Origin of the sequence: Klebsiella sp. w6, from assembly GCF_033100215.1 — a bacterium.
GTDB lineage: Bacteria > Pseudomonadota > Gammaproteobacteria > Enterobacterales > Enterobacteriaceae > Klebsiella > Klebsiella variicola.
Genome location: NZ_CP136907.1, coordinates 131,434 through 145,653, shown reverse-complemented (window position 1 = coordinate 145,653; position 14,220 = coordinate 131,434). Strand labels below are relative to the sequence as shown.

The following is a 14,220-nucleotide window of genomic DNA, read 5'->3' as shown; positions in this document are numbered from 1 at the left end:
TAACATGAAAATTCTGGTGGTAGGCCCGTCTTGGGTGGGCGACATGATGATGTCGCAAAGTCTTTATCGTACGCTCAGGGCGCGCTATCCCCAGGCGATTATCGACGTGATGGCGCCAGCCTGGTGCCGTCCGTTGCTATCGCGCATGTCGGAAGTGAATGAAGCGATCCCGATGCCGCTGGGCCACGGCGCGCTGGCTATCGGCGAACGCCGCAAGCTCGGCCATAGCCTGCGCGAGCGTCGCTACGATCGCGCTTACGTGCTGCCGAACTCGTTTAAATCGGCATTAGTCCCCTTCTTTGCCAACATCCCGCTGCGCACCGGCTGGCGCGGCGAGATGCGCTACGGCCTGCTCAACGACGCCCGGGTGCTGGACAAAGACGCCTGGCCGCTGATGGTGGAACGCTACGTGGCGCTGGCCTACGACAACGGCGTGATGCGCTGCGCCAAAGATCTGCCGCAGCCGCTGCTGTGGCCGCAGCTGCAGGTCAACGATGGCGAAAAATCACAGGCCTGCAACGCCTTTAATCTCTCAAACGAGCGGCCGATCATCGGCTTCTGCCCCGGCGCGGAATTCGGTCCGGCCAAACGCTGGCCGCACTATCACTATGCCGCGCTGGCGAAAAAGCTTATCGACGATGGCTATCAGATTGCGTTATTCGGCTCGGCGAAAGATAACGAGGCCGGCAAAGAGATCATCGCCGCCCTCAGCAGCGAGCAGCAGGCCTGGTGTCGTAATCTGGCGGGTGAAACCCAGCTGGAGCAGGCGGTCATTCTGATCGCCGCCTGTAAAGCTGTAGTGACTAACGATTCGGGGCTGATGCACGTCGCCGCCGCGCTGGACCGCCCGCTGGTGGCGCTGTATGGCCCGAGCAGCCCGGACTTCACCCCGCCGCTGTCGCATAAAGCGCGGGTTATCCGCCTGATTAGCGGCTACCACAAGGTGCGCAAAGGCGATGCCGCGGAAGGCTATCATCAGAGCCTGATCGACATCACCCCAGAACGCGTCCTGCAAGAGCTGAACGAACTGTTAGCGGAAAAAACCGAGCACGAGGAAACGTAACGGATGCGGGTATTGATCGTAAAAACCTCGTCCATGGGCGACGTGCTACACACGCTGCCCGCGCTAACCGACGCTGCGCAGGCCATCCCCGGCATTCGCTTCGACTGGGTGGTTGAAGAGGGTTTCGCGCAGATCCCCTCCTGGCATGAAAGCGTCGAGCGGGTGATCCCGGTGGCGATTCGCCGCTGGCGTAAAGCCTGGTTTTCCGCGCCGATTAAAGCGGAGCGTCAAGCCTTCCGCGAGGCCGTTCAGGCGGTAAAGTATGACGCCATCATCGACGCCCAGGGGCTGGTGAAAAGCGCCGCGCTGGTTACTCGCCTGGCGCACGGCGTCAAGCACGGTATGGACTGGCAAACGGCCCGCGAGCCGCTGGCCAGCCTGTTTTACAACCGCCGCCACCATATCGCGAAACAGCAGCATGCAGTGGAGCGTACCCGTGAGCTGTTCGCCAAAAGCCTTGGCTACGCGAAACCCCAGACCCAGGGGGATTACGCCATTGCGCGCCATTTCCTGCAGCACGAGGCTAGCGCTGCCGCGCCCTATCTGGTGTTTCTGCACGCCACCACCCGCGATGATAAACACTGGCCGGAAACCCGCTGGCAGGAGCTTCTCGATCTGCTGGCCGACAGCGGCGTCCGCATTAAGCTGCCGTGGGGCGCCCCGCACGAAGAGGCGCGGGCAAAACGACTGGCGGAAGGCCGGGAGTATGTTGAAGTGCTGCCGCGCATGAGCCTTGAGCAGGTGGCGCAGGTTCTGGCCAGCGCCCGGGCTGTCGTCTCGGTCGATACCGGACTGAGTCATTTGACCGCCGCGCTGGATAAACCGAACTTCACGCTCTACGGCCCGACCGATCCGGGGCTGATTGGCGGATACGGTAAAAACCAGCATATCGTCAGGCCGGAAAACAGCACCAGCACCAGCGATATTCCGGCCAGCCGGGTTCATCTTCTCCTGCAAAATCAGGGGCTGCTCTGATGGGATCCCTGTTTAAACAGATCTACCGCTATACGCGCCCTCGCGCTTATCGCCACAATGAAAATCTGTGGCCTTTTACCCGTATTACGCGCGCGCCAAGCGGCGAAATCAGCGCGTTACGCTATAAAGGGAAAACGGTGCCGCTGGTCAGCCTGAGCGCGCTGAAAAACAGCATGCAGGGCGAAGTCCTGCTGACCGCCACCGGCCCCTCAACCCGCAATATCGATTTTTCCCTGTTGTCGAAAACGATCCCGGTGATGGGCGTCAATGGCGCCTGGCATCTTGCCGACCGGCTGCACTTTTCGCTCTATACCATCGTCGACATGGAATTTTTCGATAAGAAGCCTGATATTATCCGCGCCATTGTCAGCCAGCCGGAGATTCTGCTGTTCACCACCATGCACGGGATCGCCAAAATCCTCGATCGCTATGGGGACGCACTACGCTGCCGTTTGGCGTTGATTGAGGACGGTTGCTATAAGATTTACCAGCCGAAAGTCGCCAGCGAAGCGATAAAGCGCACTTACCAGCAGAATGCGGCGATGTGCTTTCATCCTCAGCGCCCGGATATCTGTTTTAGCACCGATATTCGCCAGGGCATCTTTGATGCCGGCACGGTGGTCTACTGGGCGCTGCAAATTCTCGCCTGGCTGGGCTTCAATACTATCCTGGTGAGCGGCCTGGATATGACCAACTTTAACCAGCCGCGATTCTACGAAACACAACAAGAAAAATTGCCTTCTTACCTGGCAACAAAAGTGGATACCCTCGTCATGCCCTCCTTTGCGCATGCCGCGCAGGTACTGCAGCAACGTCAGATTCGGGTGATTAATTTTTCCCCAGAAAGCGCTGTGCCGGATACTATCTTCGAAAAGGTTGCGTTTAATGAGTACTTTAAAAGTGAGTAACTTCGCCAGACAGGGTTACTCGATTGTCTTTCCTTTGTTTTTATTTTTCAGCGCGATTTTTTGCATGTCCACCCGGACCAATAATCTGCTGCATTTATCGATCCTGCTGCTATTGCTGTCGCTGGTACGCCAGGAAAACCGCCAGGCGCTGGCCGGGGTGTTACGCGAGCAGTGGCAGACCTGGACGCTGCTGGCAGCTTTCTTTATCTATTACGCCCTCAGTAACCTGTGGGGACATACGCCACAGCATATTGACTCGCCGATCACCCACGGCGTGTATCTGACGGGGTATCTGTTGCTGATGACGATGCTGCTCAGCGACGAACGAACCCGCCGCCTGGCCATGCTGGCGGTGGTTGGCGGGATCACCGTGCTCTCCCTGTGGACGCTGATTATCGACCATACGCTGGTCCTCACCGAACGAGCGGTCTCCCCCGAGAACCCCGGACCAACGAACGTTATCGACCTTGCCGGTTACTGCGGCATCGGCATTTTAATCTGCGGCATGCTACTGAAAGAAAAAGCCAGCCACTGGCTCTATCTGCCGGTGGTCATCATGCTGGTGATGCTGCTGCTCACCCAAAGCCGTGGGCCGATCATCGCCCTGGTGCTGGCGGTCGGCTGCACGTTGCACCTGCACGTCTTCACCCGCCGCAATCTGCTGATCGCCGCGGCGCTGGCTGTGCTGGTAGCGCTGCTTTTGGTCATGACGCCGGTGGGCGACATGCTGCTCGCCCGTTTCGAAGAGCTTGGCACCCAAAGCGGGCTGCGCCTGAGCATCTGGCACCATACGCTGTCGGAGATGGCCAGCCAGCCGTGGCTGGGGCGCGGTTTCAGCTATGAACTGGATTTCATCAACTACAGCGGCGAGCACATCACCACCACCCACAGCGTGTATATGGGCGCCCTGCTGAAAGGCGGCATCCTGGGGTTACTGCTGCTGCTGGCGGTCATTGCCTGCGGGCTATGGCAGGCGTGGCGCAAGCGCCACACCGACAGCCGCTACAGTCTGGCGATCCTGTTTTACGCGCTGGTGTTTATGGCCTCGCAGGGGATGTTTATCATCAGCAACCCCCGGGAAACCTGGGTGCTGTTCTGGCTGCCGCTGGGCATCGCGCTCAGCAAAGGGCTGGCGGAAAAACGCTAACAAAAAGGGCCGTCAGCGGCCCTTTTTTATATTCACTTTTAAATCAACTGCGGGCGGCGACCAGCCGGTCGGCCTGCTCTTTAATCACGGGCCACACTGACTCAATCGCCACATCGGCGACATTCGCTTCTTCACAGACGATCTGTTTCGCCTTGTCATAGCCCGGCGCCCAGATGTGATAGCCGGGCAGCCCGGTATCCTTGAGTTTGCGCTTGTTATAGACCGCCACCATCGGTTTATCGAAGGCCCGGGCGATATGCACGATCGAGGTGTCTGGCGTAATGACTAAATCACAGCTGCGGATCACTTCGACGGCGGAGTTGATGGTACTGTCGGCGATATACAGCGCCATATCCAGCCCCAGCTGGCGGATTTTCTCACTACGCCCCACCATCACGATACAGACCCGGTAAGGTAGGGCGCGTAACCGCTCGACCAGGGTCGCCACCTGGTGACGACAGAAGTCTTTATCCTCAGACGCGGTAAAAGGGTTAATGGCGATACGCAGTTCGACCTCTCCGGCCTGGGAAAGCAAGCGAGCCACTTTCTCCCGCTCATGGCGGCAGCCGGGGAGATGATAGTGATACGGGTGGTCGTCAACGATGCCAAACAGTTTCACCACCTGTTTATAGCGCTGGGAAATATGGCTGTTGCTGTCAAAAAAAGCGATCGAATGATCGTAAAGTTTATATTGATCTTTATTAAAACCAATCACGCTGGCCGCCCGTAAATCGGCGAGTAATTTAAAGCGTTCATAGCTGGTGACGTCATCAAAATCGATAACTGCATCAAAACCTACCGCCCGCAACGTATTTAAGGACATGCGCGGCCGATATAAATATACTTGCTGAATGAATTCTGAGCCTGCTAATATTTCGCAGCATATTGGTCCGGTTAACACCGAAACCTGATATCCCCGTTCGGCCAGTATTCTGGCGCAGCCGGTCGTGACCACCATATCCCCGACTTTATCGTCCAGGCGCAATAGCAGTACGCGGTGGACAGCCGCTGGGTCGAAGGCTTTACGCGCCGGCTTATTTCTGTATCGATAGTTAATTAAATTAAATTTAATGCCGCGGAAAAAAGCATTCTTTTTCCGCGTTAATTGTTTAAGGATACGCATACGGTACCTTGAGCTGTGTTAGCGCTGTGTGATTTTCCGCTGGTAATATTCTGCCAACGTCATGCCCTTCACCTGCGGCGCCAGCCAGCTAAAAAAGGCTTCAAGGTCAGCGTATAAACGCTCAATATCCCGTTCATTCTGGAACGTGGGGCTGCCGCCGGGCATATACTCTGAAGAGTGGAGCATATATTCCACGTAGTCATTGCCCTGCGTCAACGTTTGTTCGACGACTTTTTTCATCGTCTCCACGTTGCCGCCCATCGGACGCAGCCAGTGTACGGAGGGGGAACGCACTTTACCCCGCAGGCGATCGTAGCCCTGCTTCAGGCTGTTCATCCACGCTGAGTGCTTGTACTGAATGCTCATCGGCACTTCCAGCAGCGGAGAGTGGCCTTCGCGGCTGATATCATTTTCATCGAGAAAATAGGCATGCTGCGGGAAGCGGCGATAATCGGTCCCGCCATCGCCCTGCGGCGCTCCCTTGGCGGTCTTCCAGTTCACCCGCGGGGTCACCGAGCAATCCACCTGATAACCGTGCTCCACCAGCAGACGCGCATAGCGTTCGTCAAAGGCCCAGCGCCCGGCGCGATGGCTGACCATTTTAGTCTGGAAAGTATCCTCCAGCAGATGCGTCATATAGTCGACCTTCTCACGCATCATGGCATCGCTGTATTCAATGAGATAAGGCTTATGCCGCCAGTCATCGGCGGTCAGCGGCTCGGTCGGCGGGCTGTTCCACGCATGCAGATGCATGCCGACTTCCGCGGTGCCGCGGGCAATCACGTCTCTGGCGAATTCGATATAAAAGGGGTCGATGGCCATTTCATAGTTGGTCAAATAGACCGGTTTAAAGCCATACTTTTCGCAAAGCTGCTGAAAACGCGGGAGATAACGCGCATTCTCGGTGGTGATGCTGTCATGTTTTTGCCAGAGGTTATCGCCCTCTGTATCAATCGTGATGAGAAATGCGGGATTGTGCACGAAAACGTCCTCAGGCCATACGTATCGGGTCATGGTAGAGCAATACAACGCTTCTCTCAATCTGTCTGATCCCCTAGAATCGGAACCCTTATCCTGGATGAAGAACAGAGTATGACGCCTGAAACCCTCTCCCGCGGCCCGTTGAACCCGGCGCGGATCCTGGTCATTAAGCTGCGCCATCATGGCGACATGCTGCTGATCACGCCGCTTATTCACGCGCTGAAACAGCAGTATCCCGCCGCCAGCGTGGATGTGCTGCTGTATGAAGAGACCCGGGATATGCTCGCCGCCAACCCCTATATCCATCATATTTATGGTCTCGATCGCCGCTGGAAAAAGCAGGGAAAAAGGCATCAGTTGAAGATGCAATGGCAGCTCATTCAGACGCTGCGTCAGCAGCGATACGACATGGTGCTTAACCTTGCTGACCAGTGGCCGAGCGCGATTATCAGCAAACTGACCGGCGCCGCGACGCGGATTGGTTTTGATTTTCCGAAGCGCCGCCACCCGGTCTGGCGCTATTGCCACACCGCGCTGGCCTCCACCCAACAGCACAACCAGCTGCATACGGTACAGCAGAATCTCTCTATTCTCGCTCCGCTCGGTCTCCCGTTGAACGACGCGCCGGCGCGGATGGGCTACAGCGAAGCAGACTGGGCCACCAGCCACGCCCTGCTGCCGGAGGAGTTCCGGGAAAACTACATCGTCATCCAGCCAACGTCGCGCTGGTTCTTTAAATGCTGGCGCGAAGATCGTATGAGTGCGCTGATCAACGTGCTGTCTGCCGAGGGGTACGCGGTGGTGCTCACCTCCGGCCCCGACGATCGAGAGAAGAAGATGGTGGACACCATCATCGCCGGTTGCCCGCAGGCGCGTCTGCACTCTTTAGCCGGCCAGTTAACGCTGCGCCAGCTGGCGGCGGTGATCGATCACGCCCGCCTGTTTATCGGCGTCGACTCGGTGCCGATGCATATGGCTGCGGCGCTCGGCACTCCGCTGGTCGCCCTGTTCGGCCCCTCGAAGCTAACTTTCTGGCGTCCGTGGCAGGCGAAAGGCGAGGTGATCTGGGCCGGCGACTTCGGTCCGCTACCCGACCCGGATGACATCAACACCAACACCGAAGAACGTTATCTCGATTTAATTCCTACCGACGCCGTGATCGCGGCGGCGAAAAAGGTACTGGCATGAGTAAATTCAGGCTGGCTCTGGTGCGGCAGATGTACCGCCCGGACGGCGGCGCAGAACGGTTTGTCTCCCGCGCGCTGGAAGCCCTCGACAGCAGTCATCTGCAGCTGAACGTCATCACCCGCGAATGGCAGGGGCCGGTGAAACCGGACTGGCAGATCCATATCTGTAATCCGCGCAAATGGGGGCGCATCAGCCGCGAGCGCGGCTTTGCCAACGCCGCGCGCGCGCTCTGGCAGCGCGAGTCTTTCGACCTGGTGCAGAGCCATGAACGTATTCCCGGCTGCGATCTCTACCGCGCTGGCGATGGCGTTCATCGCCGCTGGCTGCAGCAACGCTCGCGCATTTTACCGGCCTGGAAAAGCCGCCTGCTGTTCGCCGACCGTTATCATCGCTACGTCATGCAGGCGGAGCGCGAGATGTATGAAGACTCACACCTGCGCGGGGTGATCTGCAACGCCGAGATGATCAAGCGCGAAATTATCGAAGACTTTGGCCTGCCGGCGGAGAAGATCCACGTTATTTATAACGCCATTGATAACCAGCGCTTCCTGCCGCCGGACGAAGACACCTTTGCCGCCTTACGCGCCAAATGGCAGCTACCGCTGCAGGCGACCTGCCTGATCTACGTCGGCTCCGGCTTTGAGCGCAAGGGACTGGCGGCGGCAATCCGCGCCATCGCCCCCACCGATCGCTATCTGCTGGTGGTTGGCAAAGATAAGGATCAGCCGCGCTATCAGGCGCTGGCGAAGAGTCTCGGCTGCGAAGCGCGGGTGCGCTTCTTCGGCATGCAGTCGGAGACGCTGCCCTTCTATCAGATGGCCGATGGTCTGCTGCTGCCCACCCTCTACGATCCGTTCCCCAACGTCATTCTCGAAGCGATGGCCTGCGGTCTGCCGGTGATCACCACCACCGGCTGCGGCGGGGCGGAGTTTATCGTCGACGGCCACAACGGTTACGTCTGCGACGCCCTGGATATCCCGGCGCTGCAGCAGGCGGTGATGGCCCTGCCTGCCCGCGCGCTGGGCTCCGCGCAAGGCGGTCGCGCCCGCGAGCGCATCATGGCCTGCACCAGCGAGCGACTCTCAACCCAGCTGCTTTCTCTTTATCAGGATCTGGTGAAATAACGATGCGCATCTTATTTGTGATTGACGGTTTACCCGGCGGCGGCGCGGAAAAAGTGGTCCTGACCCTGGCAGCACAGTTCCTGCGCGACGGCGATCGGGTGTCGCTCATTTCGCTGCGCGATGTCTGCGAGTATCCGTTGCCCGAGGGTCTCGACTATCAGGTGGTGGCCGATCGCTGCCGTAAACCGTGGCGCAAGCTGACCGAGCTGTCCCGCCGCGCCCGCCAGCTGGACGCCGCGGTCATCCGGGCCGAACAGCAGGGGCAATTTGACCTCGTGCTTTCCAACCTGCACAAAACCGACCGCATCGTCGCCCGCAGCCGGTCGCTGCGCGAGCGTAACGTCTGGTTCTGCCTGCACGGCGTATTCTCTGCCTCCTATCTCGGGCACCGCACCGGCTTTGACCGCTGGATGAAGCAGCAGAAAATTAAGCGAATTTACCAGGGTCGCAACGTGGTGGCGGTTTCCGACGCCGTGGGACGCGATCTGGTGGAAGCCTTCGCCCTGCGTCCGGCACAGCTGAAAACTATCTACAACCCCTTCGATATCGCCACTCTGCGCGCCGAGGCGGAAGCCGACAGTGAGCGACCGGCCGGTGACTATCTGATTCACGTCGGCCGCTTCCATCCGGGCAAACGCCACGACCGCCTGCTCGAAGCCTATGCACAAAGCGGCATTGACGCGCCGCTGGTGCTGTTAGGCCAGGGAAAACCGGAGCAAGAGCAGCGCCTGCGCCAGCTGGCCAAAACGCTGCAGGTTGACGATCGGGTGTGGTTCAAGGGTTTTCAGAAAAACCCCTTACCGTGGATCAAAGGCGCACGGATGCTGGTTTTAAGCTCCGATAGCGAAGGATTCGGCAATGTGGTGGTGGAAGCGCTGCTGTTGCATACGCCGGTTGCCAGCACCCGCTGCCCCGGCGGCGTCACCGAGATCCTCACCGGCGAACTTGCCCGCGGTCTGGCGGATCTGACCAGTCCGGCGCTGGCTCAGACGATGCAAAGCATTTACCATAACCCGCCGACTATCGACGACGCCGCGCTGGAAAAATTCAGCGTCGTGTCCATTTGTCAGCAGTACCGTCAGCTGCAGCGCACCTGACGCCGTTAGTTAACCAGGATCGAAGATTTATGAGTCAAACGCCTTTATTGAGCATCGTGGCTGCCGTCTACAACGGTGAGAAATTTCTTGCGCAGTTCTTTGAGTGCCTTGAACAGCAGCAGCTGGAAAGCTATGAACTGATCCTGGTGAACGATGGTTCGACAGACAACAGCCTGGCGGTGATCGCCGAATGGCGGGATCGGCTGCAGAACGTCCAGGTACTGGAGCAGGAAAACCAGGGCGTCTCGGTCGCGCGCAATACCGGCCTCGCCGCCGCCAGCGGCAAATATCTGGCGTTTCCGGATATCGACGACAAACTCTATCCGGGCATGTATCGCACGCTGCTGGAGATGGCCGAGAAAGAACATCTCGATATCGCGACCTGCAACGGCACCTACGTGTATGAAAAGCGCCGCGAGAGCCACCCGATCTTCCCGCTGGATCGCCTGCCCTCGACCGGCGTGCTGCCGGGTCATGTCTGGCTCAAGCAGGCCCTGGACTCGCGGAAGTTTCTACACGTCACCTGGCTCAACATCTATCGCCACGACTTTATCCGCCAGCACCACTTCCATTTCGAGCCCGGCCTGCGCCATCAGGATATCCCGTGGACGACAGAGGCGCTGCTGGCCGCGGAGCGCGTGCAGTACACCAGCCAGCAGTTCTATGATTACTACATCCACTCTGAGTCGGTGTCGCATAAGCCGGACAACGACGACACGCTGATGCGTTCGGCGCGCCACTATATGAAGATTCTGGAGATGCTGGAGGCGATCAACCAGCGCTACCCGGATAAAGTGCGCCATATCGCCGCCTGTCGCTGGCAGATCGCCAAAGAAGGCCTGGGGATCATCCACACCTTCGACAGCATGAAAGATGAGTCGAAAAAGCATGTTATTATTAAAGAATTCTTCGACCGCGGTATCTGGCGGTTAATCTGGAAAAACGCCTGTACTTTCCGTTTACGCTGGCGCCTGGGACGCCGTTATCTGCGTATTAAGCGTTATCGCCACGCGGTATAGACCAAAAACCCGCTGTTTCCGCCAAAGAGATAGCTTTACGCGGGCTAAATGCTTAGAATTTGCCCGCCAAAACAGAGAACGGATAAATAGTTTGGAATTGCTTTATACCACCCTACTTTACCTTATTCAGCCGCTGGTGTGGCTGCGGCTGCTGCTGCGCAGTCGTAAGGCTCCTGCCTATCGTAAACGCTGGGCGGAACGCTATGGCTTCTGTCAGAACAAGGTAGAGCCGGATGGCATTCTGCTGCACTCCGTTTCCGTCGGAGAAACCCTGGCCGCCATTCCGCTGGTTCGCGCTCTGCGCCACCGCTACCCTTCGATGCCGATCACCGTCACCACCATGACGCCGACCGGCTCCGAGCGCGCCATGTCGGCGTTCGGCAAAGATGTCCATCACGTCTATCTGCCCTACGATCTGCCCGGCGCCATGAACCGCTTCCTGAATACCGTTCAGCCGAAGCTGGTTATCGTGATGGAAACCGAGCTATGGCCGAATATGGTGGCCGCGCTGCATAAGCGTAAGATCCCACTGGTGATCGCCAACGCCCGCCTTTCTGAACGTTCCGCCAAAGGCTATGCCAAACTGGGCGGTTTTATGCGCCGCCTGTTAAGCCGTATTACGCTTATCGCCGCGCAGAATGAAGAGGATGGCAACCGCTTCCTTGCTCTCGGACTGAAGCGCAACCAGCTGGCGGTCACCGGAAGTCTGAAATTCGATATCTCCGTCACCCCGGAGCTGGCGGCCCGCGCGATTACGTTGCGCCGCCAATGGGCGCCACACCGCAAGGTCTGGATTGCCACCAGCACTCACGACGGCGAAGAACAAATCATCCTGCAGGCGCATAAAAAACTGCTGGAGACCTTCCCGAACCTGCTGCTGATCCTCGTTCCCCGGCATCCGGAGCGCTTCCCCGACGCGCGTGAGATGGTGCAAAAGGCCGGAATGAGCTTTACTCTGCGCAGCACCGGCGAGATCCCCTCCTCCAGTACCCAGGTGGTGATTGGCGATACCATGGGTGAACTGATGCTGCTCTACGGCATTGCCGACCTCGCCTTCGTTGGCGGCAGCCTGGTGGAGCGCGGCGGCCATAACCCGCTCGAGCCGGCGGCGCATGCCATTCCGGTGCTGATGGGGCCGCATACCTTCAACTTCAAAGATATCTGCGCCAAGCTGCAGCAGGATGATGGCCTGATCACGGTCACCGACGCCGACTCGCTGGTCAGGGAAGTGTCCACGCTCCTGACCGATGAAGACTACCGCCTGTGGTATGGCCGTCACGCGGTGGAAGTGCTGCACCAGAACCAGGGCGCGCTGTCGCGTCTGCTCAAGTTACTGCAACCTTACATGCCGCAACGGAGTCATTAATGTCGAACCGGCTTTCCGTGGTGATGATCGCCAAAGATGCAGCGGACCTGCTGCCGGATTGTCTGGACTCCGTTAGCTGGGCAGATGAAATCATCGTCCTCGACTCTGGCAGTACCGACAACACCGTCGAGCTGGCCCGCCGCCTCGGCGCCCAGGTCTATACCCATACCGACTGGCGAGGCTATGGCATTCAGCGCCAGCGCGCGCAGGACTATGCCACCGGCGACTGGGTGTTGATGATCGATACCGATGAGCGCGTCACGCCAGAACTCAGGCAGGCTATTCTTAAGGTGCTGGCAGCGCCGCAGCGCGGCGCCATCTACAGCATCGCTCGTCGCAACTACTTTCTCGGACGCTTTATGCGCCACAGCGGTTGGTATCCCGATCGCGTGCTGCGCCTGTACGAACGCGCCCGTTACCGCTATAACGATAATCTGGTCCATGAATCGCTGGATAGCCTGGGCGCTGAGGTCATTCCGCTAACCGGCGATCTCCTGCATCTGACCTGCCGCGACTTCGCTGGCTTCCAGCAAAAACAGCTGGCGTATGCTGCAGCGTGGGCGCTTGAGCGCCACCGCAAGGGCAAGAAGACCTCGATGGCGGGCATTTTCAGCCATACCCTGGGCGCGTTCCTGAAAACGCTGCTGCTGCGCGGTGGGGTGCTGGACGGTAAGCAGGGCTGGTTACTGGCGATGGTCAACGCGCAGTATACGTTTACGAAATATACCGAGCTGTGGGCGCTGAGCCACGGCTACTCGGAGAAAGGGTAATCATGAGCACAAAAGCGATCTATCCGGGTACCTTTGATCCCATCACCAACGGTCATATCGACATTGTCACCCGCGCGGCGAGCATGTTCGATAAAGTGGTGCTGGCTATCGCCGCGAGCCCGAGCAAAAAGCCGATGTTTACCCTCGACGAGCGTATCGCGCTGGCCACTCAGGCAACAGCGCATCTGGTTAACGTGGAGGTTATCGGCTTTAGCGACCTGATGGCCAGTTTCGCCCGCGCGCAGCAGGCCAATATTTTAATTCGCGGCCTGCGGGCGGTGGCGGATTTCGAGTATGAGATGCAGCTGGCCCACATGAACCGCCACCTGATGCCCACCCTTGAGAGCGTGTTCCTGATGCCGTGCAAAGAGTGGTCATTTATCTCTTCCTCACTGGTGAAGGAAGTGGCGCGTCACCAGGGCGACGTTTCTCATTTCCTGCCAGCTAACGTCCACCAGGCGCTGTTGAATAAGCTGAAGTAACGCATCTATCTGCTGGGGCATGAGCCACGCAGGCTGGCGCTGCACTGCGCCGCCCATCCACACCGGCTCTGTCCCGGTCTTTGTGCCAGGTGGCGCTACGCTGACCTGGCCTACAAACGTTCCTGTTCCTGAGAACTACTTCTGGCACTGACGGCAATAAAAGGTCGCCCGCTGGGCATGTTTGGTCCCGACAACCGGCGTGCCGCAGATCCGGCACGGTTCGCCCTTGCGGCCATAGACCTGCAGCTCCTGGGCAAAATAGCCCGGCTTGCCATCGCTTTGCAGGAAATCCTTCAGCGTGGTGCCGCCCTGCTCTATCGAACGCAGCAGGACCAGCTTAATCACTTTCACCAGCTGCTCACACTCTTCCCGCGACAGTGAAGAAGCCAACCTGTCGGGATGGATCCCGGCCGAGAACAGCGACTCGCTGGCGTAGATATTGCCGACCCCTACCACCAGCTTGTTATCCATCAGCCAGGGTTTGATCGCAGTTTTTTTCTTCGCGCATTTCTGCTGAAGATAGTCGGCGTTAAATTCATCGCTGAGCGGCTCCGGGCCAAGGTGGGCCAGTACCGGATGGTCTTCCAGCGTTTTGGTCCACAGCCAGGCGCCAAAGCGGCGCGGATCGGTATAGCGCAGCACCTTGCCATTACTCATGACCAGGTCAACGTGATCGTGTTTTTCGGCCGGTAGCTCTTCGCTCAGGATACGCAGGCTTCCCGACATCCCGAGATGGACGATGATCCAGCCGTCCGGCAGTTCCAGAAGCAGGTATTTGGCACGACGCCGCACGCTGAGTACCGGAACGTCGCTCAGGCGATAAATCTCTTCGGAAACCGGCCAGCGCAGCCGTCCATTGCGCACAATGGCGTGCAGAATAGTTGCGCCAACCAGGTGCGGCTCGATGCCGCGGCGGCTGGTTTCAACCTCTGGTAATTCAGGCATGATTTTCCTCATCTACATAGGCAGGCGTCACT

14 protein-coding genes are annotated in these 14,220 nt (G+C 58.5%); 11 read left to right on the top strand and 3 right to left on the bottom strand.

Features of this window, described 5'->3' with window-relative positions; all coding sequences use genetic code 11:
- The first annotated feature begins 4 nt into the window (after window positions 1–4).
- The 4 genes from rfaF to R0140_RS00690 are packed head-to-tail and all read left to right on the top strand — an operon-like array spanning window position 5 to window position 4,093.
- Window positions 5–1,063, top strand: a complete 1,059-nt coding sequence (rfaF, locus tag R0140_RS00705; protein ID WP_317703930.1) for an ADP-heptose--LPS heptosyltransferase RfaF — start codon at window positions 5–7, stop codon at window positions 1,061–1,063.
- A gap of 3 nt (window positions 1,064–1,066) precedes the next feature.
- Window positions 1,067–2,038, top strand: coding sequence for a lipopolysaccharide heptosyltransferase RfaC (gene rfaC, locus R0140_RS00700; protein ID WP_008806847.1), 972 nt, complete (start codon window positions 1,067–1,069; stop codon window positions 2,036–2,038).
- Complete coding sequence (locus R0140_RS00695) at window positions 2,038–2,946, top strand: sugar glycosyltransferase (protein WP_012540313.1); 909 nt, start codon at window positions 2,038–2,040, stop codon at window positions 2,944–2,946. Before rfaC ends, R0140_RS00695 begins: the two co-directional genes overlap by 1 nt.
- Entirely contained in the window at window positions 2,924–4,093 is a 1,170-nt protein-coding gene (locus tag R0140_RS00690; protein ID WP_022064893.1) for an O-antigen ligase family protein, read from the top strand. Before R0140_RS00695 ends, R0140_RS00690 begins: the two co-directional genes overlap by 23 nt.
- 43 nt (window positions 4,094–4,136) lie before the next feature.
- On the opposite strand, the gene R0140_RS00685 is transcribed toward R0140_RS00690, so the two are convergent.
- Window positions 4,137–5,216 carry a glycosyltransferase family 9 protein gene (locus R0140_RS00685; RefSeq protein ID WP_032740330.1) on the bottom strand — a complete coding sequence of 360 codons (1,080 nt, stop codon included), beginning with the start codon at window positions 5,214–5,216 and terminating at the stop codon, window positions 4,137–4,139.
- Between the two features lie 18 nt (window positions 5,217–5,234).
- Window positions 5,235–6,197: a polysaccharide deacetylase family protein gene (locus R0140_RS00680; protein WP_008806843.1), complete on the bottom strand. Its 963-nt coding sequence runs from the start codon at window positions 6,195–6,197 to the stop codon at window positions 5,235–5,237.
- Between the two features lie 111 nt (window positions 6,198–6,308).
- Between R0140_RS00680 and rfaQ the strand changes: the two genes are divergently transcribed.
- The 7 genes from rfaQ to coaD all read left to right on the top strand — a co-directional run bounded on the left by rfaQ (window position 6,309) and on the right by coaD (window position 13,243).
- On the top strand, window positions 6,309–7,385 hold the full coding sequence (gene rfaQ, locus R0140_RS00675) for a putative lipopolysaccharide heptosyltransferase III (RefSeq protein WP_032740332.1): 1,077 nt from the start codon (window positions 6,309–6,311) through the stop codon (window positions 7,383–7,385).
- Window positions 7,382–8,509, top strand: a complete 1,128-nt coding sequence (locus R0140_RS00670) for a glycosyltransferase family 4 protein (RefSeq protein WP_317703929.1) — start codon at window positions 7,382–7,384, stop codon at window positions 8,507–8,509. Before rfaQ ends, R0140_RS00670 begins: the two co-directional genes overlap by 4 nt.
- Window positions 8,510–8,511: 2 nt before the next feature.
- Entirely contained in the window at window positions 8,512–9,606 is a 1,095-nt protein-coding gene (locus R0140_RS00665) for a glycosyltransferase (RefSeq protein ID WP_032740333.1), read from the top strand.
- 29 nt (window positions 9,607–9,635) lie between these two features.
- Entirely contained in the window at window positions 9,636–10,625 is a 990-nt protein-coding gene (locus R0140_RS00660) for a glycosyltransferase (protein ID WP_008806839.1), read from the top strand.
- A gap of 91 nt (window positions 10,626–10,716) precedes the next feature.
- Window positions 10,717–11,991 (top strand): lipid IV(A) 3-deoxy-D-manno-octulosonic acid transferase, encoded by a 1,275-nt coding sequence (gene waaA, locus R0140_RS00655; protein ID WP_008806838.1) that lies wholly within the window; start codon window positions 10,717–10,719, stop codon window positions 11,989–11,991.
- Window positions 11,991–12,761: a glycosyltransferase family 2 protein gene (locus R0140_RS00650; RefSeq protein ID WP_008806837.1), complete on the top strand. Its 771-nt coding sequence runs from the start codon at window positions 11,991–11,993 to the stop codon at window positions 12,759–12,761. Before waaA ends, R0140_RS00650 begins: the two co-directional genes overlap by 1 nt.
- Before the next feature lie 2 nt (window positions 12,762–12,763).
- On the top strand, window positions 12,764–13,243 hold the full coding sequence (gene coaD, locus R0140_RS00645) for a pantetheine-phosphate adenylyltransferase (protein WP_008806836.1): 480 nt from the start codon (window positions 12,764–12,766) through the stop codon (window positions 13,241–13,243).
- Between the two features lie 135 nt (window positions 13,244–13,378).
- Here the strand turns inward: coaD and mutM are convergent, their stop codons facing one another.
- Complete coding sequence (gene mutM, locus R0140_RS00640) at window positions 13,379–14,188, bottom strand: bifunctional DNA-formamidopyrimidine glycosylase/DNA-(apurinic or apyrimidinic site) lyase (protein WP_008806835.1); 810 nt, start codon at window positions 14,186–14,188, stop codon at window positions 13,379–13,381.
- Window positions 14,189–14,220 lie beyond the last annotated feature (32 nt).